Here is an 18,895-nt window from a genome sequence, read left to right on the forward strand (position 1 = left end):
GACGGGGGCCCCAAAAAGGCCATGAGCGCGTCGCTTTGGCTTTGGCCGGTGGGGCAACCTTTGCGTGCGGGTACCTAGGCCTCCAGCAGGGCTTCCACAAAGGCCTCGGCGTCAAAGGGCTGGAGGTCGTCCGGGCCTTCCCCCACCCCGATGAAGCGGATGGGCACCTTGAGGGTGCGCACGATGGGCACCAGCACCCCGCCCTTGGCGGTGCCGTCCAGCTTGGTGACGATGACCCCCGTGAGGCCCACGGCCTCGTGGAACCGCTTGGCCTGTTCCAGGCCGTTTTGCCCGGTGACGGCGTCCAGCACCAGCCAGACCTCCTTGGGCTCCTCGGGGTCGGCCTTGGCGATGGCCCGCTTCACCTTTTTCAGCTCCTCCATGAGGTTGTGCTTGGTGTGGAGCCTCCCGGCGGTGTCCACGAAGAGGAGGTCTAGGCCCCGGGCCTTGCGGGCCTGGGCGGCGTCGAAGGCCAGGGCGGCGGGGTCGGCGCCTTCTGGGCCCTGGATGACCGGAATGCCGAGGCGCTTCCCCCACTCGGAAAGCTGAGCTCCCCCCGCGGCGCGGAAGGTGTCCCCGGCGCAGAACATGACCTTCTTACCCAGGTCCTGGTAGTAGCGGCCCAGCTTGGCGATGGTGGTGGTCTTGCCCACCCCGTTCACCCCCACCACCAGGACCACGTGGCCTTTGGGCTCCACGGGTTTGGGAGCCTGCGGGCGGAAGCCCAGCTTGCGGAGCGTGGCCCGGCGCTCGTCCGGTTCTAGCATCTGAACGAGCTTCTCCTTGACCGCCTCCTTCAGGTCTTTCCGCCCGGAGGCCCGCACCTCGGCCAGAAGTTCCTCGGTGGCGGCCAGGCCCACGTCTGCGGCCAGGAGGGCCATCTCCAGCTCCTCCAAGACCTCCTCGGGGTCGGCTCCCCAGGGGACGGCCCTGAGGAGCTTTTCCCGGGTCTTGGAGAGGCCGGCTTTGAGGCGGTCAAAGAAGCCCATGGACTACCGGAAGTTCACCCCCAAGGCGAAGCGCCACACCTTGGGGAAGTCGGCGAAGCCGTAGACGTAGGCGCCTTCAGCGAAAAGCCCGGTGAAGGGGTCCAAAAGCCCTTCCAGCCCCATGGTGAAGCTCACCCCAGCGGTAAGGCTCGGCCCCACCAACGCCCCCAGGCCCCCGCCGAAGTAGGGCAGGAGGCCCGCCAGGGTGGGGTCGTACTGGCCCAGGTCGGGCTTGAAGAGGAGGGCGGCCTCGAGGGCCACCCCCGGGGCCGCGGGGGAAAGCTCGGCGGTGAGGCGGCCGGAGAGGTTCTGCCGGAGGCGGCTTTCCACCCCCGCCCCGAAGGTGAGGCCCAGGCCCTCCCCGTAGCCGAAGCGCATCTGTATGGCGCTTTGCGCGCTCGCTAAACCAAAAAGAAGCACCAGAAGGACAAGAAGGCGCCTCATGGGAAACAGTATAGCCCCTTTTGCGCTGCTTTTCACTTGCAGCCCTTTAGGAGGGGTCTTTTAGGACCCGCGCCAGCCGCGAGAGCACCCGCTCCTTCCCCAGAAGGGCCATGATCTCAAAAAGCCCCGGGGTTTCCAGGCTCCCCGTGAGGGCGGCCCGCAGGGGCTGGGCCACCTGGCCCAGCTTCAGGCCCCGCTCCTGGGCGAAGCCCCGAAGGAGGCCGTCCAGGGCGGCCTCGCTCCAGTCCTCCTGGGCCTCGAGGAGGGGCCTCACCTCCCGCAGGAGGGGAAGGCCCTCCCGCAGCTTGTCCAGGGCCTTTTCCGAAAGCGGGTAGTCCTCGCGGAAGAGGTAAGGGGCCTTTTCCGGAAGTTCCTTTAGGGTGTCAAACCGGGGGCGCATGAGTTCTACGGCCCGCAGGAGGTAGGCCTCGCTCGGCCAGGAGTACCCCGCGGCCTCCAAAAAGGGCTTGACCCTTTCCGCCACTTCCTCTAAGGAGAGCACCTCGCGGATGTACTTCCCGTTCATCCAGCGGAGCTTCTCCAGGTCAAAGACCGGGCCTCCCAGGGAAACCCGCTCCCAGCTGAAGGCTTGGATGAGCTCCTCGAGGGTGAAGATCTCCCGCCCATCGGGCATGGAAAAGCCCATGAGGGCCAGGTAGTTCCGCAAGGCCTCGGGCAGGAAGCCCTCCGCCTTGTACCACTCCAAGGAGGTGTGGCTCTTCCGCTTGCTGATCTTGGTCTTGTCGGGGTTGCGCAAAAGGGGCATGTGGTAGAACTTGGGCACCTCCCAACCGAAGGCCCGGTAGAGCAGGACGTGGATGGGGGTGGAGACCAGCCACTCCTCCGCCCGGATCACGTCCGTGACCCCCATGAGGTGGTCGTCCACCACGTTGGCCAGGTGGTAGGTGGGGTAGCCGTCGGACTTGAGGAGGACCACGTCGGGAATCTCAGCGTTGTCGTAGACCACCACCCCCCGGAGCTCGTCCTTTACCTCTGTACTCCCGGGCCTCGGCACCTTCAGGCGGATCACGTGGGGCTCGCCCCTTTTTGCCCTTTCCTCGGCCTCCTCGGGGGGGATGTGGCGGGCGCGGCCGTCGTAGCCTCCCTTTTCCTTGCGGATCTGTTCCAGCTCCTCTGGGGTCTCGAAGGCCCGGTAGGCCCACCCCCGCTTCAGGAGCTCCTCGGCGTACTGGCGGTAAAGGGGAAGCCTTTCCGACTGCCGGTAAGGGCCCCTAGGCCCCCCGATGTCCGGCCCTTCATCGTAGGGGATGCCGAGCCACTTAAGGGCGGCCAGGATGCGCTCTTCCGCCCCCGGCACGTAGCGGGTGCGGTCGGTGTCCTCGATGCGCACCAGGAAGCGGCCCCCGTTCTTCTTGGCCCAGACATAGTTGAAGAGGGCGATGTAGGCCGTGCCCACGTGGGGGTCCCCCGTGGGGCTTGGGGCGATGCGGGTCACCACCATACCTCGCCCATTATCTCATCCGCGCCTAAAGACGGGGCCTTAGGCTGAGGAGCAATGGACGGGGAGCTTCTGGCCCAGGGTTTGCGCAAGCGTTACGGCCCCAAGGAGGTGGTGCGGGGGGTGGACTTAAGCCTTAAGCGGGGGGAGATCGTGGCCCTCTTCGGCCCCAATGGGGCGGGCAAGACCACCACCTTCTACATGGTGGTGGGCTTCATAAGGCCCACGGGAGGGCGCATCTTCCTGAAGGGGCAGGAGGTTTCCCGCCTCCCCATGTACCGCCGGGCCCGGCTGGGCCTCGGCTACCTGCCCCAAGAACCCTCTGCCTTCCGCCGCATGACGGTGTTGGAGAACCTCTTGGCCGTCCTAGAGTTTCAGCCCCTCTCCAAAGCGGAACGCCTGGAAAAGGCCAAGGCATTACTGGAGGAGCTGGCCATCTACCACCTCAAGGACCGCATGGCCTACGCCCTCTCTGGCGGGGAAAGGCGCCGGCTGGAGATGGCCCGCGCCCTGGCTACCAACCCGGACTTCATCCTCCTGGACGAGCCCTTTACCGGGGTGGACCCCAAAAACGTAAGGGAAATCCAAAAAGTCATCGCCGAGCTCCGGGAAAGGCGGGGGGTAGGGGTCTTCATCACCGACCACTCCGTGCGGGAAACCCTGGCCATCACCGACCGGGTGTACGTGATGTACGATGGAGAAATCCTTTTCCACGGCGACCCCGAAACCTTTGCCCGGGACCAGGGGGTGAGGCGGCACTACCTGGGCGAGGATTACGAGCTTTAACCCATGACCTTTTGGGCGCTCCTCCTCCTCATCCTCCTCCTCTCGGCTCTGGTGGCCTACCTGGGGGACAAAGTGGCCAAGTGGGCGGGGAAGCGCCACTACCGCCTCTTCGGCCTAAGGCCCCGGCAGACGGCCACCCTGATCGCGGTCCTCACCGGGGTGGGGATCGCCCTTTTCAGCTACCTGGGCTTTCTTTTGGTCTTCCGGGAGGCCCGGGAGGTGATCTTGGAGGCCCAGGCCATCCGCCAGGAGCGGGACCAGCTCAAGGGGGAGCGGGAGGCCCTCCTTAGGGCCAAAGAGGCCCTGGAGGCCGAGGCTTCCCAGGCCCTGGCTCAGGTGAACCTGCTGCGGCAGGACCGGAGGGAGCTCGCGCAAGCCTTGGAGCGGGCCGAGGCCCTGAGGCGGCGTCTAGAGACCGAGGCCCAGGCCCTCACCGCTCAGGTGGCGGAACTGACCCGGCAGCGGGCAGCCTTGGAGGCGGAGCGGCTGGCCCTGAGCCGGCTCCTGCGGGAGCGGAGCGGGGAGCTTGTCCGCAAGGCGGAGGAGCTGAAGGTCCTGGAGGGCCATCTGCGGGAGTTGCAGGCCATGGCCCGACAGGCGGAGGCGGAGAAGGCCAGGCTTCTGGGGGAACGCGAGCGGTTGGACCGGGAGCTGGCCCAGGCGCGGGCCCGCTTGGAGGAGGCCCGGAGGGAGCGCCAGGCCCTCTTCCAGGAGGTGGAGGCGCTTAGGGTGGGCCTGAGCCAGGCCCGCCAGGATTTGCGCCAGGCGGAGGAGCGGGTGCGTTCCCTCTTGGTGCAGGCGGAGGTGCTCCAGGGGGAGAGGGGTCAGCTTTCCCAGAGCCTGGTACGCCTTTCCCAAGGCCTCTACCTGGGGGAGGTGCGGCTGGGGGCGGAGGAGGGGCGGGCGGTGCTGGAGAAGGTGGCGGAACGCCGGGCCCTTTTGCAGGGCTTCCGCGGGGTGGAGCTCTTGAATGCTCCCCAGGGGCCTGGCCTGGCGGTGCTGGAGGGGGCGGGGTACCAGGAGGGGAGGCTTCTGGTACGGGCGCGCTTTTACCCCGAACGCCGGGCGTTTCCCGCTGGGGAGGTTCTGGCTGCCCGCACCTTCCGCCTTTCCACTCCGGCGCGGAACCAGGAGGCCCTCGAGGGCCTGGGAGAAGCAGTGCGCCAGCGCCTTCTGGAAGCGGGTTTCCCCCCGGAGTACGCCACCTTCCCCTCCCCGGAGGAGCTGGCCCGGGGGCTTTCCCTCCTTCAGGGGAGGCGGGGGGTGGTGCGGGTGGGGGTGGTGGCCGCCAAGGATCTCTGGACCACCGAGCGCCCCCTCCTTTCCTTCCAGCTCCTAGGCGGGCCGCCGGGCCCGGAGGTACCGCTCCCGTCCCGCCAAGTCCCGTAGCACTGCGATCTCTGTCCAGCCCCTCGCCTTCAGTTCCTCCGCCAGGAGGCCCACATTCTCCGGGGCCAGCTCCAGGAAGAGGAAGCCACCCGGTTTGAGGGCTTCCGCCGCCTCCTCGGCCAGGGGCCGGGCCACGGCCAGCCCTTCTTCCCCCGCGTAGAGGGCGGTGGGGCGCTCGTAGGCCAGCTCCTTGGGGGCTTCTTCCCGGTAGGCTTCCGGCAGGTAGGGGGGGTTGGAGACCACCAGGTCAAGCCCCTTTAGTCCCCCGGTGAGGGGGGCGTGCAGGAAGTGCACCTGCAGGCCCAGCCTCCTGGCGTTCGCCTGCGCTAGGGCCAGGGCCTTTTCATCGATATCCGTGGCGAAGACCTCCGCCTCCGGCAGGTGCCGCTTCAGGGCCAAGGCGATGGCCCCCGTGCCCGTGCCCACGTCCAGGAGGCGGGGCCTTTCGGGCAGGGGGAGGCTTAGGCTCAACTCCACCAGGCCCTCGGTCTCGGGCCGGGGGATGAGGACCCCCTCCGCCACCTTCAGGGGGAGGCCAAAAAACTCCACTTCCCCCAGGAGGTACTGCAGGGGGTAGCCCGTGAGGCGTTTTTCCAAGAGGGCCCAGGCCCGTTCCGCTGTGCCAGGGGGAGGGGGTTCGGCGAGGCGCAGGAGCAGGTCCTTGCGGGAAAGCCTCGAGGCCTTGGCCAGGAGGTCCAGGGCCTCGCCCTCGGGAAGCCCCGCCGCCCTAAGCCTCGCCTGCAGTTCCCGGAGGAGCCTGATCACGGGGGTAGACCACCACGTGCCGCGCTTCCCCCTCCCCCTGACTTTCCGTGGTCACCTTGGGGTGGTTCTTGAGGAGCATGTGGACGATGCGCCTTTCCGAGGGGCGCATGGGGGGGAGGTGCAGGGGCTCGCCCGTCATCTCCACGGTGAGGGCGGCGTCTTCGGCGATCTTGCGGATCTTCTCCTCCTGGCGCTTGCGGTAGCCGGCGGCGTCCAGCACCACCCGGTACTCCCCGCCGAAGTGCTTGGCCAGCACCACCCCCGCCAGGTACTCCACCGCCTTCAGGGTGCGCCCCTCCTTGCCGATGAAGCGCCCCAGGTCCCCGCCCTTGACCTCCACCTTGAGGAGGTTGCCCTCCTGGCGCATCTCCACATAGTGGGCCGGGTCCAGGCGTAGGAGGAGGCCCACTAAGAACTCCTCCAACACCTCCTTCGGCCCTTTGGGGCGGGACTCTTTTCCCGCCTCCTTGAGCCCCACCTCCACCGGGGCTTCCTCCAGCACCCCCAGGTCGGAGAGGAGGTCGTCGATGCTCTTTTTCTTCTCGTCCATGCCCTAAGTTTACGCCGCCAGGGGCTTAAGGCTTCGGTTAATGAGCCACTGCTGCACCAAGCCGATGAGGTTGGAGAGCACCCAGTAGAGGGTCACCCCCGAGGGGAACTGGAGGACCAGGAAGATGAAGATGAGGTTCATGAAAAGGCTCTGGCGGATGAGGTCCTTGTTCCCATGGGCGGAGAGCCAGGTGGAGAGGAAGGTGGAGGCCACGTAGAGGGCGGGGAGAACGTAGAAGGGGTCGGGCAGAGCCAGGTCGGGGATCCAGAGGAGGCCTTGGCCGAACTCGTAGTTGGCGATCACCTTCCAAAGGATGAAGAGGATGGGCATCTGGATGAAAAGGGGTAGGCACCCGGCGGCGGGGTTCACCTTGTGCTCCTGGTAGAGCTTCATGGTGGCCTCCGCCCGCTTGTTGGGGTCGTCCTTGTATTTCTCGTTGATCTTCTGGATGAGGGGCTGGAGGCGCTGCATCTCCGCCATGCTCTTGAACTGCTGGTGCATGAGGGGCCAAAGGAGGAGGCGCACCACCAGGGTGAGGAAGAGGATGGCCAACCCCCAGCTCCCCGTGTAGCGGAAGGCGGTTTCCATCAGCCAGAGGAGGCCCAAGGAGAGCTGGCCCCAGATGTTGGGGGCGAAGAGGCCGGGCAGGGAGAGGAGGCCTTCCACGTGGAAGCGCACCAGCTCGTTCTGGCCCCCGTAGACCCTAAGGGCCTCTCCGGCTGCCAGGGTAAGGGTGGCTTCCTTCCCCACCAGCTTTCCCGAAAGGGGTTCCTGGGCGAGGGCCACCAGGGCGTAGCCCGCTTTGGGCTTGGTTTGCCAGGCCAGGTAGCGCAAGGCGCCTTCCCCGCTGGGGATGGGTTCCTTCTGCCCCTCCATGAGCACCTTGGGGGTGCCCTGGGCCGAGAGCTTCAGGCTTAGGGGGAAGTCGGCGCGGATCTCCACGGTGTAGCGGCCTTTCTGGATGCGGTAGGTGAGGGTGCCCTCCTGCCCATGGAAGCGGGCCAGGAGGCGGCCATCCTCCACCAGAAACTCCGCCTTTTCCGGGGTGAAGTCCTCCGGGGCCACCACGGGGCCGTTGCCGCTCAGGTTGGGGGCCCGGGTGTAGTCGCTAAAGGTGGTTCCCTTATAGGTCTTCACGTACCAGCCCACCACCTGGCCCTTCTGGTCAAAGGCCAGGTCCATGAGGTTGGTGACGGCGATCTTTTCCGGCACCCCGTCCCCGTTGATGTCCTGGTCCTTGAAGCCCGCCTCGAGGGCCAGCGCGGGCACGAGGAGAAGAAGGAAAGCCCAAAGCCGCCTCATTGGACGCCCTCCTTCGCTTTGCGGGGCGGAAAGACCAGGGGGACGGGGTCTAGCCCCCCGGGGTGGAGGGGGTGGCATTTGAGGATGCGCCTTGCCGCCAGGTAGCTACCCCAAAGGGCCCCGTGGCGTTCCAGGGCCTCGAGGGCGTAGGCGGAGCAGGTGGGGTGGAAGCGGCAGGTCTTGGGCTTCAGGGGGGAAACGAACCTGCGATACGCCTTGACCAGAAGGATGAGTAAGCCGCGCACGCCGCCTATTGTATCAGGCCGCTTTTCCTGAGGGCGCGGATGAGGTCTTGGAAGAGCTCGGCGTAGGAGGCCTCCCGGGCCTCCGGGCTTGCCACCACCAAGAGGTGGGCTTTGGGCAGGTGCAGGCGGCGGAGGATCTCCCTCAGGCGGCGCTTCACCCGGTTGCGCACCACCGCTTTGCCTACCTTTTTGGACACCACGATGCCCACACGAAGCTCCCCGGCGGGCAGCCACTTCACGTTTACAAGACGACCCCGGCCCGCACGTCCCCTGCGCAGGCGCTGGAAAGCCCAGTTCCCCTTGAGGGAAAGCAGCTTGCCCCCCGTGGCGGGGGGCTTCGGGCTTAACCGCTCACCTTGGGCGTGAGGCGCCAGCGGCCCTTCTGCCGACGGCGCTTCAGCACCTTCCTGCCGCCTGGGGTCCTCATGCGGGCCCGGAAGCCGTGGGTTTTGGCCCGCTTCCTCCGGTTGGGTTGCCAGGTCCTTTTCATTCATTTCCCTCCCTGGGGCCTTGGCCCCCAATACCCTACCGAGTGTAGCACAACGAGGGCTGTACCTGGTCTAACGGTTTTTTACACATGAGCGGTATAACGTTGACAGCTCTCTGGCTTCCCCCTTATACTTCCCGCCAAACAGTCGTTAGGGAGGCATCCGTGGCCCAGCTTCTCGTGGAGAACGTAACTCTTAGTTTCGGTGGTGTGGCTGCGCTATCTGCGGTCTCCTTGGTGGTGGCGCAGGGGGAGCTGGTTTCGGTCATCGGTCCCAACGGCGCGGGGAAGACTAGCCTCTTGAACTGTATCTCTGGCTTCTACCATCCCCAGCGAGGCCGCATCCTCTTCGAAGGACAGGAGATCACGAGGGCTAGCCCCCACGAGATCACCCAGCGGGGCATCGCCCGGGCCTTCCAGAACATCGAGCTGTTCTCCGGCCTCACGGTCCTGGAGAACCTCATGCTGGCCCGTCACACCCACTTGGCCTACGGCCTAGGGGCCGCGGGGGCCTTTTACGGAAAGGCCTTGGCCAAGGAGGTGGAAAACCGCCGGGTGGTGGAGGAGGTCATCGACTTCATGGAGCTGGAGCCCTACCGCAAGGCCCTGGTGGGGAACCTCCCCTACGGGGTCAGGAAGCGGGTGGAGGTGGCCCGGGCCCTTTCCCTCTCCCCCAAGCTCCTCCTCCTGGACGAGCCCATGGCGGGGATGACCCTAGAGGAAAAGGAGGACATGGTGCGCTTCATCCTGGAGATCCGCGCCCAGGGCACCACGGTGATCCTCATCGAGCACGACCTCGGGGTGGTGATGGACATCTCCGACCGGGTCTATGTCCTGGACTTCGGCCAGGTGATCGCGGAAGGGGCCCCGGAGGAGGTGGCCAGGAATCCCCGGGTCCAGGAGGCCTACCTGGGGGTGGAGGTATGAAGGCCCTAACGCCCTCCTACGAGATGAAGCGCTACACCCTGCCCCAGCTTCTGCGCCTCCGGGCGGAAAAGGAGGGGGACCGGGTGGCCCTGCGGGAGAAGGACTACGGCATCTGGAACGAGGTTACCTACGCCGAGTACTACGAGAAGGTGCTCCTCTTCGCCCACGGGCTTCTCTCCCTGGGCTTCCAGCCGGGGGAGCGCTTGGCCATCATCGCCGACAACATCCCCGAATGGCTCTACGCCGAGCTGGGGGCCCAGGCGGTCAGGGGGATCAGCGTGGGGGTCTACCAAAGCAGCCTTCCCCCGGAGATCGCCTACATGCTCAGCTATACCGGGGCCAGCCTCGTGGTGGCCGAGGACCAGGAACAGGTGGACAAGCTCTACGAGATCCGAAACGAGATCCCCCAGGTCCGCTACGTCATCTACGAGGATCCTAAGGGGATGCGGGGGTACAAGGACCCCTGGCTCCTTTCCTTCGAGGAGGTGCTGGAGCGGGGAAGGGAACACCGCAAGAAGAACCCGGACGCCGTGGAGAAGCTCCTCCTCGAGGTCAGCCCTGAGGAAGTCTGCCACCTTTCCTCCACCTCCGGCACCACGGGAAGGCCCAAGGCGGCCATGCTCCGCCACCGCAACCTGGTCCACATGGGGGTGGCCCTGCAGGAGGTGGACCCGCTTCTGCCCACCGACGACTACCTCTCCTTCCTGCCCCTGGCCTGGATCGGGGAGCAGATGATGTCGGTGGCCATGGCCTTAACCGGGGGCTTCGCCGTGAACTTTCCCGAGGCGGTGGAAACCGCCATGCAGGACCTGAAGGAGATCGGCCCCCACGTGATGTTCAGCCCCCCCAGGGTCTGGGAGGGTATCCAGAGCACCATCTGGGTGCGCATGTCGGAAAGCTACGCTTTTAACCGCTGGGTGTACGAGCGGCTCCTCAAGGTGGGCTACCGGGCGGCGGAATACCGCATGCGGGGGAGGCCCATGCCTTGGGGTTTGCGCCTGGCCTACTGGTTGGCAGACCAGGTGCTTTTCAAGCCTTTGCGCGACCAGTTGGGCTTCCTGCGCCTAAGGCGGGCCTACACCGGGGGCGCCGCCTTGGGGCCCGATGTCTTCCGCTTCTTTCACGCCATCGGGGTGAACCTGAAGCAGATCTACGGCCAGACGGAGATCATCGGCATCGCCTTCGTACACCGGGACGGGGATGTGCGCCACGACACCGTGGGCCTGCCCATTCCTGGAACCGAGGTGCGCATCAGCGAGGAGGGGGAGATCCTCTGCCGCTCCGACGCGGTCTGCGCCGGGTACTGGGAGCGCCCTGAGGCCACCCTCGAGACCTTCCGGGACGGGTGGCTCCACACCGGGGACGCCGGCTACCTGACGGAGGACGGGCACCTGGTGGTCATCGACCGGCTTTCCGACGTCATGCGTACGGAAAAGGGCACTGTCTTCAGCCCGCAGTTTGTGGAGAACAAGCTGAAGTTCTCCCCCTTCATCAAGGAGGCCGTGGTCTTCGGCGACCGCAAGCCCTACCTGGCGGCCTTGATCAACATCGACCCCCAGACCGTGGGCAAGTGGGCGGAGGACCGGGGCCTGGCCTACACCACCTATTTGGACCTCTCCTTGAAGCCGGAGGTGGCGGGACTGGTCCAGGAGGAGGTGGAGAAGGTGAACCGGGAACTCCCGGAGGAGCTGCGGATCCGGCGCTTTGTTCTCCTCTACAAGCTTTTGGATGCGGATGACGAGGAGCTGACCCGCACCGGTAAGGTGCGCCGAGGGCTCATCGCCAAGCGCTACGCCCCCTTGGTGGAGGCCCTTTATTCAAGGGTCCAGGAGGTGGAGGTGGAGGCCGAGTACCGCTACCAGGACGGCACCCTGCAGCGGGTGCGGGCCAGGGTGCCCGTGCAGGACCTCGAGGGGGTGCGGGCATGAGCTTTCTGTTCCAGCTGCTCTTTTCCGGCATCGTCTTGGGCCTGGTTTACGCCTTGGCCGCCTTGGGCTTCGTCCTCATCTACAAGGCCAGCCGGGTGGTGAACTTCGCCCAGGGGCAGTTCATCGCCATTGGGGCTTTCCTCGCATACTGGGCCATGGTTTCCCTGGGGGTGCCCTTTCTCCTGGCCGCGGCCTTGGCCTTGGCCTTCACCGCCCTCCTGGGCTTTGGTGTGGAGCGGGTCTTCTTGAAGCGCATGGTGGGCCAGCCCATCATCTCGGTGATCATGGCCACCATTGGCCTGGCCTCCTTGCTGGACGGCCTCATCCACCTGACCCCTTACGGGGCAGGGAACTTCAGCTACCCGAGCTTCCTCCCGCCAGGGGGCCTCACGGAAGCGGCCTTCCACTGCGCCACCCCGTTGTCGAGCTTCCTCCCGCCAGGGGGCCTCACCCTTTTGGGGGTGCAGATTTCCTACGCCCAGCTCCTGGCGGTAGCCTTCACCCTTCTTTTCCTCCTGGTTTTTACCTGGTTTTTCCAGCGCTCCACCCTTGGGGTGGCCATGCGCAGCGTGGCCGACGACCAGATGGCGGCCCTGAGCCTAGGGGTGTCCGTGGAGCGGGTCTTCGCCCTCGCCTGGGCTGCGGCGGGGCTCACGGCGGCGGCAGCGGGGATGGTGGTGGGCACCATCTCCGGGCTCAACCTGGACGGCCTGGTGCACATCGGCCTGCGGGTTTTCCCCGTGGTGATCCTTGGGGGGCTGGATTCCATCCCGGGGGCGGTGGTGGCGGGGATCCTCATCGGGGTCTTGGAAAACCTGGCCGCGGGCTTCCTGGACCCCTTTATCCCCGGTGGGGGCACCCGGGATGTCTTCCCCTTTCTGGTTTTGCTCTTGGTCCTTTGGTTCAAGCCCCATGGCCTTTTTGGCACGGAGGAGATTGAGCGCGTATGAGAAACCCCTGGGCCCAGACCGGAAACTACCGCACCTCGTACCAACAGGACACCAGCATCTTCGCCACCCACCGGGAGCTCGTTTCCTTGCTGCTCTTCCTGGGGTTCCTCCTGGTGTTACCCCAGTTTTTGTCCCGAACCCAGGTGTTTATCCTTGACCTGATCCTGGTGTACAGCGTGGCGGTGCTGGGCCTCAACATCACCACCGGATACGCGGGCCTCATCAACATCGGCCAGGCGGCCTTCATGGGGGTAGGGGCCTACACCGCGGCCCTGGTGGCCCCTCAGGGGATTCCCTTTTGGCTGGTGGTTCCCTTGGGCGGGTTGGTGGCGGCCTTTTTCGGCTACCTGGTGGGGATTCCCAGCTTGCGGGTGAAGCACCTCTACCTGGCCCTGGCCACTTTGGCCTTTCAAATGGTGTTCGAGTGGGCGGTGGGGCACATGCCCCTCCTCAAACAAGGCGGGGCTATGGACATGCCCCGGGCCAGCTTTTTGGGATACGAGGCGGGCTTTCGCAACCACTTCCACTTCTGGTACTACGTTTCCCTGGTCACCTTGGTGGTGCTGGCTTTCTTTTTCCGCAACCTTCTGCGCACCCGCTACGGGAGAGCCTTGGTGGCGGTGCGGGACAACGACCGGGCGGCGGACGCCATGGGCATGGACCCCGGGCGCACCAAGCTTTTCGCCTTTGCCCTGGGGGCCTTCTACGCCGGGGTAGCGGGGGTGCTTTACGCCTACCTTTCCCGGGCCGTGGTCATCGAGGACTACACCTTCGCGGTGTCCATCAAGCTTCTGGCCATGGCCATCGTGGGGGGACTGGGTACCCTGGTGGGGAGTTTCCTGGGGCCGGCTTTTCTGGAGCTTCTGGACGTGAACATGGAGGCCCTGTCTAACTTCATCAAGGCCCTGGGCTTCAGCGTGGCCGGGGTGGATGTGGCCAGCGCCTTAAGGCCCTTGGCCTTTGGCCTCATCATCGTCCTCTTCCTGATGTTTGAGCCCAGGGGCCTTTACAACTGGTGGCGCATCGTGCGAAGCTACTTCCGCACCTGGCCCTTCAAGTACTAGGCAACCCCCCGTTGGGGTTGGTAATGGGAGGTGAGGCGCATGCGCAAACTTTGGTTGGGTCTTCTGACGGCGGCGGGCATGGCCTTGGGCCAGCAGCAGGTGACCATCCTCTGGTCGGGGGCCATCACCGGCCCCACCTCCGATGCGGGGGCGCCTTACGGGGCGGCGGTGGAGGACTACTGCAAGTACGCCAACGAGAAAAAGCTCATCCCCGGGGTGGTGCTCAACTGCGTGGTGCGGGACGACCAGTACAACAACGCCAACACCCAGCGCTTCTTTGAGGAGGCCCTGGACCGCTTCAAGATTCCTGTGTTCCTTTCCTACGCCACGGGGGCTAACCTGCAGCTCAAAAGCCTTATCCAAGAGGTGAAGGTGGTGACCATTCCGGCGTCCATGCACGTGGAGCTCATCGACCCGCCCAACAACGACTACTTCTTCATCCCTACCTCCACCTACTCCGAGCAGGTGGTGGCCCTGCTGGAGTACATCGCCAAGCAGAAGAAGGGGGCCAAGGTGGCCCTGGTGGTTCACCCCTCCCCCTTTGGCCGGGCCCCGGTGGCGGACGCCCGCAAGGCCGCTGCGCAGCTGGGCCTCCAGATCGTGGACGTGCAGGAGGTAGGTGCGGGCAACCTGGACAACACCGCCCTCCTCAAGCGCTTTGAGGCTGCAGGGGTGGAGTTCATCGTCCACCAGAACGTGGCCGGACCCGTGGCCAACATCCTGAAAGACGCCAAGCGCCTGGGGCTGGATAAGAAGATCCGTCAGCTGGGGGCCCACTACACCGGGGGCCCGGACCTCATCAACCTGGCGGGGGATGCGGTGGAGGGGTTCCTCTGGGCCACCAGCTTCTACATGTTCCACGAGGATGCCCCGGGTATCCGCTTGCAGAAGGAGCTCGGGCAGAAGTACGGGCGTCCGCAGGCCATCGTGGAGAGCGTGAACTACACCAACGGCATGCTGGCTGCGGCCATTGCGGTGGAGGCCATGCGCCGGGCTCAGGAGCGCTTCAAGCGCATCACCAACGAGACGGTGTACCAGGCCATCATCGGAATGAACGGGCCCAACGCCTTCAAGCCGGGCTTTGCGGTGTCCACCAAGCAGGGCATCGAGATCGACTTCACCAAGAGCGAGCACACGGGGGCGGAGGGCCTGAGGATCCTCGAGGCCAAGGGGGGCCGCTTTGTGCCCGTGACCGAGCCTTTCACCTCGGCCCTCTTCCGCAAGGTGCACTACGGGAAGTAAGCCCATGGGCCCGGGGCTTGCCCCCGGGCCTTCCTTTACGCCATGAGCCTGAACCCCACGCGACCCGAAGATTTGGGCCCCATTTTGCTCCTGGTCAACAACATCGAGGTGGTCTACCACGACATCATCCAGGTCCTGCGCGGCGTTTCCCTGAAGGTGCCGGAGGGGCGGATCACCGCCCTTTTGGGCCCCAACGGGGCAGGGAAGACCACCACCCTCCGCGCCATCTCGGGCCTTCTCATCCCAGAGGACGGGAAGGTGGTGCGGGGGGAGATCGTGTACCGGGGGGAGCCCATCCACAACCGGTCCCCGGAGGAGATTGTCCAGCGGGGGATTGTGCAGGTGCTGGAGGGCCGCCGGGTCTTCAAGCACCTCACGGTGGAGGAGAACCTCCGTGTGGGCACCCTTACCCGCAAGGACGCCCGGCTGAAGGAGGAGCTGGAGCGCATCTACCATTACTTCCCCCGCCTGGCCGACCTCAGAAACCGCCTGGCAGGCTACTGCTCCGGAGGGGAGCAGCAGATGATCGCCATCGGCCGCGCCCTCCTGGCCAAGCCCAGGCTCCTGCTCCTGGACGAGCCCTCCCTGGGCCTCGCCCCCCTTTTGGTGCGGGAGATCTTCGACATCGTGGCCCAGGTGAACGCGGAGGAAGGGGTCACGGTCGTGGTGGTGGAGCAGAACGCCCGGGTGGCCCTTTCCATTGCCCACTACGGCTACATCATGGAAACGGGGCGCATCGTCTTGGAGGGGGACCGGGACTACCTTTTGGAAAACCCCGACGTGCAGGAGTTCTACCTGGGGGTGGCCAAGGGGGGTGGGCGGAAGAGCTTCAAGGAGGTCAAGGCCTACAAGCGGCGGAAGCGGTTCATGTAGGTCCTGCCCCGGCACCAGACCAGGCTGCCTTGACCGGGAAGTTGAAAACGCAGTATCGTTATTGTCATGTGGGCCTTGGAGGTGCAGGACCTTGCGGTGCGCTTCGGGGAGTTCCAGGCCCTGGAGGGGGTTTCCCTGCGGGTGCCCGAGGGGGCCTTCGTGGCCATCGTGGGGCCCAACGGGGCGGGGAAGAGCACCCTCCTCAAGGCGGTTTTGGGCCTGGTTCCCTTCCGGGGGGAGGTGCGGGTCTTTGGCCGCCCTCTGGGGGAAGCGGACCCTATGTGGTTCGGGTACGTGCCCCAGATCAAGACCTTTGACCGCACCTTCCCTGCCCTGGCGGTGGAGCTGGTGGCCACGGGACTCATGCGGCGCTGGCCGTTCCGGCTTTCCCGGGAGGCGCGGGAAAAAGCCTTGGCGGCCTTGGAGCGGGTGGGGGCCCTGGCCTTGGCCGATCGTCCCCTGGGGCGGCTTTCCGGCGGGCAACTCCAGCGGGTCTACCTGGCCCGGGCCCTCATCCGCAGGCCCCGCCTCCTCCTCCTGGATGAGCCCGCCACCGGGGTGGACCGGGTGGGGGAGGTGGACCTCTACCGGTACCTCGAGGCCTACCAGGAGGAGGCGGGGGCCACGGTCCTCATGATCACCCACGACTGGGAAGCGGCCCACCACGCCAGCCACGTCCTGGTGATGAACCGCAAGGTGGTGGGCTTTGGCCCCCCGGAGAGGGCCCTCACCGAGGAGTGCTTGCGCCAGGCCTTCGGCCACCTGGGGCATGCCCACGAGCTTTACGTGGGAGGTAGCCGTGCTTGAGGCTTTGACCTACCCCTTCTTCCAGCGGGCCCTGGTGGCGGGGGTTTTGGTGAGCCTTTTGGCAGGGCTCCTTGCGCCTTTTGTGGTCCAAAGGCGGCTCTCCTTCTTGGGGGACGGGCTGGCCCACGCGGCCTTCGCCGGGGTGGCCCTGGGGCTTTTCTTGCGGGGGGAGCCCCTCTGGTTCGCCTTGCCCTTCACCTTCCTGGTGGCCATGGCCATCACCTTCGTGAAGGAGCGGACGGAGCTTTCCGAGGATACGGCCATCGGGGTCTTCTTCGCCCTCTCCGTGGCCCTGGGGGCGGTCTTTCTCTCCAAGGCCAAGGGGTACGTGGGGGACGCCATGGGCTACCTCTTCGGCTCCCTTTTGGCGGTGGGGCCTTCGGATCTCGTGGCCATAGGGCTACTGCTCCTTCTGGCTCTTTCCCTCCTGCCCCTTTGGGGTCCCCTGGCCTACGCCACCTTTGACCGGGAGCTGGCCTTGGCTGACCGGGTACCCGTGGTCCGGCACGACTACCTGCTTTCCGGCTTCATCGCCGTGAGCCTAGTCCTGGCGGTGAAGGTGGTGGGCATCATCTTGGTGGCGGCCTTTTTGGTCATTCCGGGAGCGGCGGCCCGGCTCCTGAGCCGCACCTTCTCTGGCCTCACCCTTCTTTCCCTGGGGCTTTCCCTCCTTTCCACCCTCTTGGGCCTGATGGCCTCCTTCCTCCTGGACTGGCCCAGCGGGGCCAGCGTGGTCCTGGTGCAGGCCCTTTTCTTTGGCCTGGCCCTGGCAAAAACCGCATTCTCGGGCGGGAAATAGGGGTATACTGGGAGCATGTGGGTTTCCACGAAGGCCCAGTACGGCCTCCGGGCCCTGGTGGAGATTGGGCTCCGGGCCCCTGAGGCGGTACCCCTCAAGGAGGTGGCCGAGGCCCAGGGCATCAGCCAGCACTACCTGGAGCAGATCGCCGCGCAGCTCCGCCGCGCGGGTTTCATCCGCTCCGTCCGCGGGGCCAAGGGGGGCTACCGCCTGGCCCGTCCCCCTGAGCGGGTGACGGCCCTCGAGGTGGTGGAGGCCCTGGAAGGGAGCCTGGCCCCGGTTTCCTGCATCGAGGACCCCGAGTCCTGCGCCAAGGTGGGCCAGTGCTCCACCGAGCTCCTCTGGAAGCGGGTGGACCTGGCCATGCGCCAGGTCCTGGGGGGCACCACCTTGCAGGACCTCATCGCCGAGCGGAAGCTCATTGAGTCCAAGCGCCTCATCCAGCTCCAGCCTGCGGGTTAGCCGTGGTCTACCTGGACTACGCCGCCACCACCCCCTTAGACCCCGAGGTCGGGGAGGCCATGCGGGAGGTGGAGGGGGTTTTGGGCAACCCCAACAGCATCCACCGCTTCGGCCAGGAGGCCAGGCGGGTGCTGGAAGGGGCGAGGGAAAGGATCGCCGCCCTCCTGGGGGCGCGCCCTCGGGAGGTGGTCTTCACCGCCTCGGGCTCGGAGGCGGATGCTTTAGCCCTTTTGGGGGTGGCCCTGGCCCGGGGAAAAGGGCATGTGGTGAGCACGGAGGTGGAGCACGCCGCGGTCCTGGGGGCCCTTCGGCTTTTGGAGCGCTTGGGCTTCGCCGTGACCCGGTTGAGGCCTGACCGGCAGGGCCTGGTCTACCCGGAGCAGGTGGAGGAGGCCTTGCGTCCCGACACCTTCCTGGTGAGCGTCATGGCCGCCAACAACGAGCTCGGCACCCTTTACCCCGTGCGGGAGATGGCCCAGGTGGCCCACGCCCACGGGGCCCTCTTCCACACGGACGCGGTGCAGGCCGTGGGCCAGGTGCCCTTCCGCATGGACGAGGTGGGGGCGGACCTGGTCTCCTTGAGCGCCCACAAGTTCTACGGGCCCAAAGGGGTAGGGGCCCTTCTGGTGCGCCAGGGGGTGGACCTTGTGCCCCTGATCCCCGGCAAACAGGAGGGGGGGAGGCGGGGGGGGACGCAAAGCCCGGTCCTGGCCCACGGGATGGCGGTGGCCTTGGAGAAAGCCCTCCGGCTTCTGCCCGAGGAGTCGCGGAGGCTTCTTGGTCTCAGGCGGCGTCTGGAGGAGGGGCTTTTGGCTGTGGAAGGGGTGGAGCTCAACGGTCCCCCTGAGGGCCGCCTTCCCAAGCTGGTGAACGTGACCGCAAAGGGGGCGGACGGGGAGGCTCTGCTCCTGGCCATGGACCTTCTGGGGGTGGCGGTTTCCTCGGGTTCGGCTTGCTCCGCGGGGAGCCTCGAGGCCTCCCACGTCCTTTTGGCCATCGGGCGCTCCCGGGAAGAGGCCAAGGCCTCCCTGCGCTTCTCCCTGGGCCGCTTCACCACCGAGGCCGAGGTGGACCGGGCGGTGGAGGCCTTCCGCGAGGCCGTGGCCCGGGCCCGGGCCTGAAAACCCCCTGGGCTAGGTACCCCGTCGTAGCCTAAGCCACGACGGGGACCTTAAAACCCACATTCCGCACCCCTCCCACCTTCCTGTAGGATTTCGGGGTGGCAGAGACTCCCGACCTGCAGGTGTACGACCTCGGCCACCTGGGCTTGGTGGCCGGCATCCTGGACCGCATCGGACTGGTATCCCTGGTGGACAGGCGGGTAGGTCCCCGCCCGGGGGAGAAGGTAAGCACGGGGGTTGCCCTGAAGGCCGCGGTCCTCAACGCCCTGGGCTTCCTCTCCTCCCCCCTTTACCTCTTCGGCCACT

At 66.2% G+C, this 18,895-nt stretch carries 22 protein-coding genes; 13 read left to right on the plus strand and 9 right to left on the minus strand.

The window, feature by feature from the left end; genetic code table 11:
- Positions 1-74 precede the first annotated feature (74 nt).
- Genes ftsY through gltX form a run of 3 tightly spaced genes read right to left on the minus strand, consistent with a single transcriptional unit; the run spans position 75 to position 2,895 of the window.
- Positions 75-989, minus strand: a complete 915-nt coding sequence (ftsY, locus tag L1088_RS04840; RefSeq protein WP_234553959.1) for a signal recognition particle-docking protein FtsY — start codon at positions 987-989, stop codon at positions 75-77.
- Between the two features lie 3 nt (positions 990-992).
- A complete protein-coding gene (locus tag L1088_RS04845) occupies positions 993-1,433 on the minus strand; it encodes a hypothetical protein (protein WP_038040021.1) in 441 nt (146 codons plus the stop codon).
- A 46-nt stretch (positions 1,434-1,479) separates the two neighbouring features.
- Positions 1,480-2,895, minus strand: a complete 1,416-nt coding sequence (gene gltX / locus L1088_RS04850; protein ID WP_234553960.1) for a glutamate--tRNA ligase — start codon at positions 2,893-2,895, stop codon at positions 1,480-1,482.
- 54 nt (positions 2,896-2,949) lie between these two features.
- Between gltX and lptB the strand changes: the two genes are divergently transcribed.
- Together lptB and L1088_RS04860 are read left to right on the plus strand one after the other, a co-directional pair.
- The gene (gene lptB, locus L1088_RS04855) at positions 2,950-3,678 is read left to right on the plus strand and encodes an LPS export ABC transporter ATP-binding protein (RefSeq protein ID WP_038045728.1); all 729 of its coding nucleotides are present in this window, start codon (positions 2,950-2,952) and stop codon (positions 3,676-3,678) included.
- A gap of 3 nt (positions 3,679-3,681) precedes the next feature.
- Positions 3,682-5,067, plus strand: coding sequence for a DUF3084 domain-containing protein (locus L1088_RS04860; protein WP_038045731.1), 1,386 nt, complete (start codon positions 3,682-3,684; stop codon positions 5,065-5,067).
- Here L1088_RS04860 and prmC read toward each other — a convergent pair.
- Genes prmC through rpmH form a run of 6 tightly spaced genes read right to left on the minus strand, consistent with a single transcriptional unit; the run spans position 5,014 to position 8,419 of the window.
- A complete protein-coding gene (prmC, locus tag L1088_RS04865) occupies positions 5,014-5,832 on the minus strand; it encodes a peptide chain release factor N(5)-glutamine methyltransferase (protein ID WP_234553961.1) in 819 nt (272 codons plus the stop codon). The two genes, L1088_RS04860 and prmC, sit on opposite strands and share 54 nt — an antisense overlap.
- A complete protein-coding gene (locus L1088_RS04870) occupies positions 5,795-6,382 on the minus strand; it encodes a Jag family protein (RefSeq protein ID WP_234553962.1) in 588 nt (195 codons plus the stop codon). The genes prmC and L1088_RS04870 overlap by 38 nt, the downstream gene beginning before the upstream one ends.
- Positions 6,383-6,391: 9 nt before the next feature.
- Entirely contained in the window at positions 6,392-7,684 is a 1,293-nt protein-coding gene (locus tag L1088_RS04875; protein ID WP_234553963.1) for a YidC/Oxa1 family membrane protein insertase, read from the minus strand.
- Positions 7,681-7,929: a membrane protein insertion efficiency factor YidD gene (gene yidD / locus L1088_RS04880; protein ID WP_234553964.1), complete on the minus strand. Its 249-nt coding sequence runs from the start codon at positions 7,927-7,929 to the stop codon at positions 7,681-7,683. Before yidD ends, L1088_RS04875 begins: the two co-directional genes overlap by 4 nt.
- A gap of 5 nt (positions 7,930-7,934) precedes the next feature.
- Complete coding sequence (gene rnpA / locus L1088_RS04885; RefSeq protein ID WP_234553977.1) at positions 7,935-8,303, minus strand: ribonuclease P protein component; 369 nt, start codon at positions 8,301-8,303, stop codon at positions 7,935-7,937.
- Positions 8,273-8,419 carry a 50S ribosomal protein L34 gene (gene rpmH, locus L1088_RS04890; protein ID WP_038045747.1) on the minus strand — a complete coding sequence of 49 codons (147 nt, stop codon included), beginning with the start codon at positions 8,417-8,419 and terminating at the stop codon, positions 8,273-8,275. Before rpmH ends, rnpA begins: the two co-directional genes overlap by 31 nt.
- Positions 8,420-8,581: 162 nt before the next feature.
- Here rpmH and L1088_RS04895 point away from each other — a divergent pair, with 162 nt between their 5' ends.
- The 11 genes from L1088_RS04895 to L1088_RS04945 form a co-directional block, all read left to right on the plus strand.
- Positions 8,582-9,343, plus strand: a complete 762-nt coding sequence (locus L1088_RS04895; protein WP_234553965.1) for an ABC transporter ATP-binding protein — start codon at positions 8,582-8,584, stop codon at positions 9,341-9,343.
- The gene (locus L1088_RS04900; protein WP_234553966.1) at positions 9,340-11,271 is read left to right on the plus strand and encodes a long-chain fatty acid--CoA ligase; all 1,932 of its coding nucleotides are present in this window, start codon (positions 9,340-9,342) and stop codon (positions 11,269-11,271) included. The genes L1088_RS04895 and L1088_RS04900 overlap by 4 nt, the downstream gene beginning before the upstream one ends.
- On the plus strand, positions 11,268-12,221 hold the full coding sequence (locus L1088_RS04905) for a branched-chain amino acid ABC transporter permease (protein ID WP_234553967.1): 954 nt from the start codon (positions 11,268-11,270) through the stop codon (positions 12,219-12,221). The genes L1088_RS04900 and L1088_RS04905 overlap by 4 nt, the downstream gene beginning before the upstream one ends.
- Positions 12,218-13,285: a branched-chain amino acid ABC transporter permease gene (locus L1088_RS04910; protein WP_234553968.1), complete on the plus strand. Its 1,068-nt coding sequence runs from the start codon at positions 12,218-12,220 to the stop codon at positions 13,283-13,285. Before L1088_RS04905 ends, L1088_RS04910 begins: the two co-directional genes overlap by 4 nt.
- 39 nt (positions 13,286-13,324) lie before the next feature.
- Positions 13,325-14,527, plus strand: coding sequence for an ABC transporter substrate-binding protein (locus L1088_RS04915; RefSeq protein ID WP_234553969.1), 1,203 nt, complete (start codon positions 13,325-13,327; stop codon positions 14,525-14,527).
- Positions 14,528-14,569: 42 nt separating this feature from the next.
- Positions 14,570-15,400, plus strand: coding sequence for an ABC transporter ATP-binding protein (locus L1088_RS04920; RefSeq protein WP_234553970.1), 831 nt, complete (start codon positions 14,570-14,572; stop codon positions 15,398-15,400).
- 66 nt (positions 15,401-15,466) lie between these two features.
- Entirely contained in the window at positions 15,467-16,207 is a 741-nt protein-coding gene (locus L1088_RS04925) for a metal ABC transporter ATP-binding protein (RefSeq protein ID WP_234553971.1), read from the plus strand.
- Positions 16,200-17,006: a metal ABC transporter permease gene (locus L1088_RS04930; RefSeq protein ID WP_234553972.1), complete on the plus strand. Its 807-nt coding sequence runs from the start codon at positions 16,200-16,202 to the stop codon at positions 17,004-17,006. The genes L1088_RS04925 and L1088_RS04930 overlap by 8 nt, the downstream gene beginning before the upstream one ends.
- Positions 17,007-17,021: 15 nt before the next feature.
- On the plus strand, positions 17,022-17,468 hold the full coding sequence (locus tag L1088_RS04935) for an RrF2 family transcriptional regulator (protein ID WP_234553973.1): 447 nt from the start codon (positions 17,022-17,024) through the stop codon (positions 17,466-17,468).
- Between the two features lie 2 nt (positions 17,469-17,470).
- Entirely contained in the window at positions 17,471-18,589 is a 1,119-nt protein-coding gene (locus L1088_RS04940; RefSeq protein ID WP_234553974.1) for a cysteine desulfurase family protein, read from the plus strand.
- A 98-nt stretch (positions 18,590-18,687) separates the two neighbouring features.
- Positions 18,688-18,895, plus strand: a 208-nt coding sequence (locus L1088_RS04945) for a DUF4277 domain-containing protein (protein ID WP_234553975.1), incomplete at its 3' end; no start/stop codon positions are given.

Origin of the sequence: Thermus caliditerrae, from assembly GCF_021462525.1 — a bacterium.
Classification (GTDB): domain Bacteria; phylum Deinococcota; class Deinococci; order Deinococcales; family Thermaceae; genus Thermus; species Thermus caliditerrae.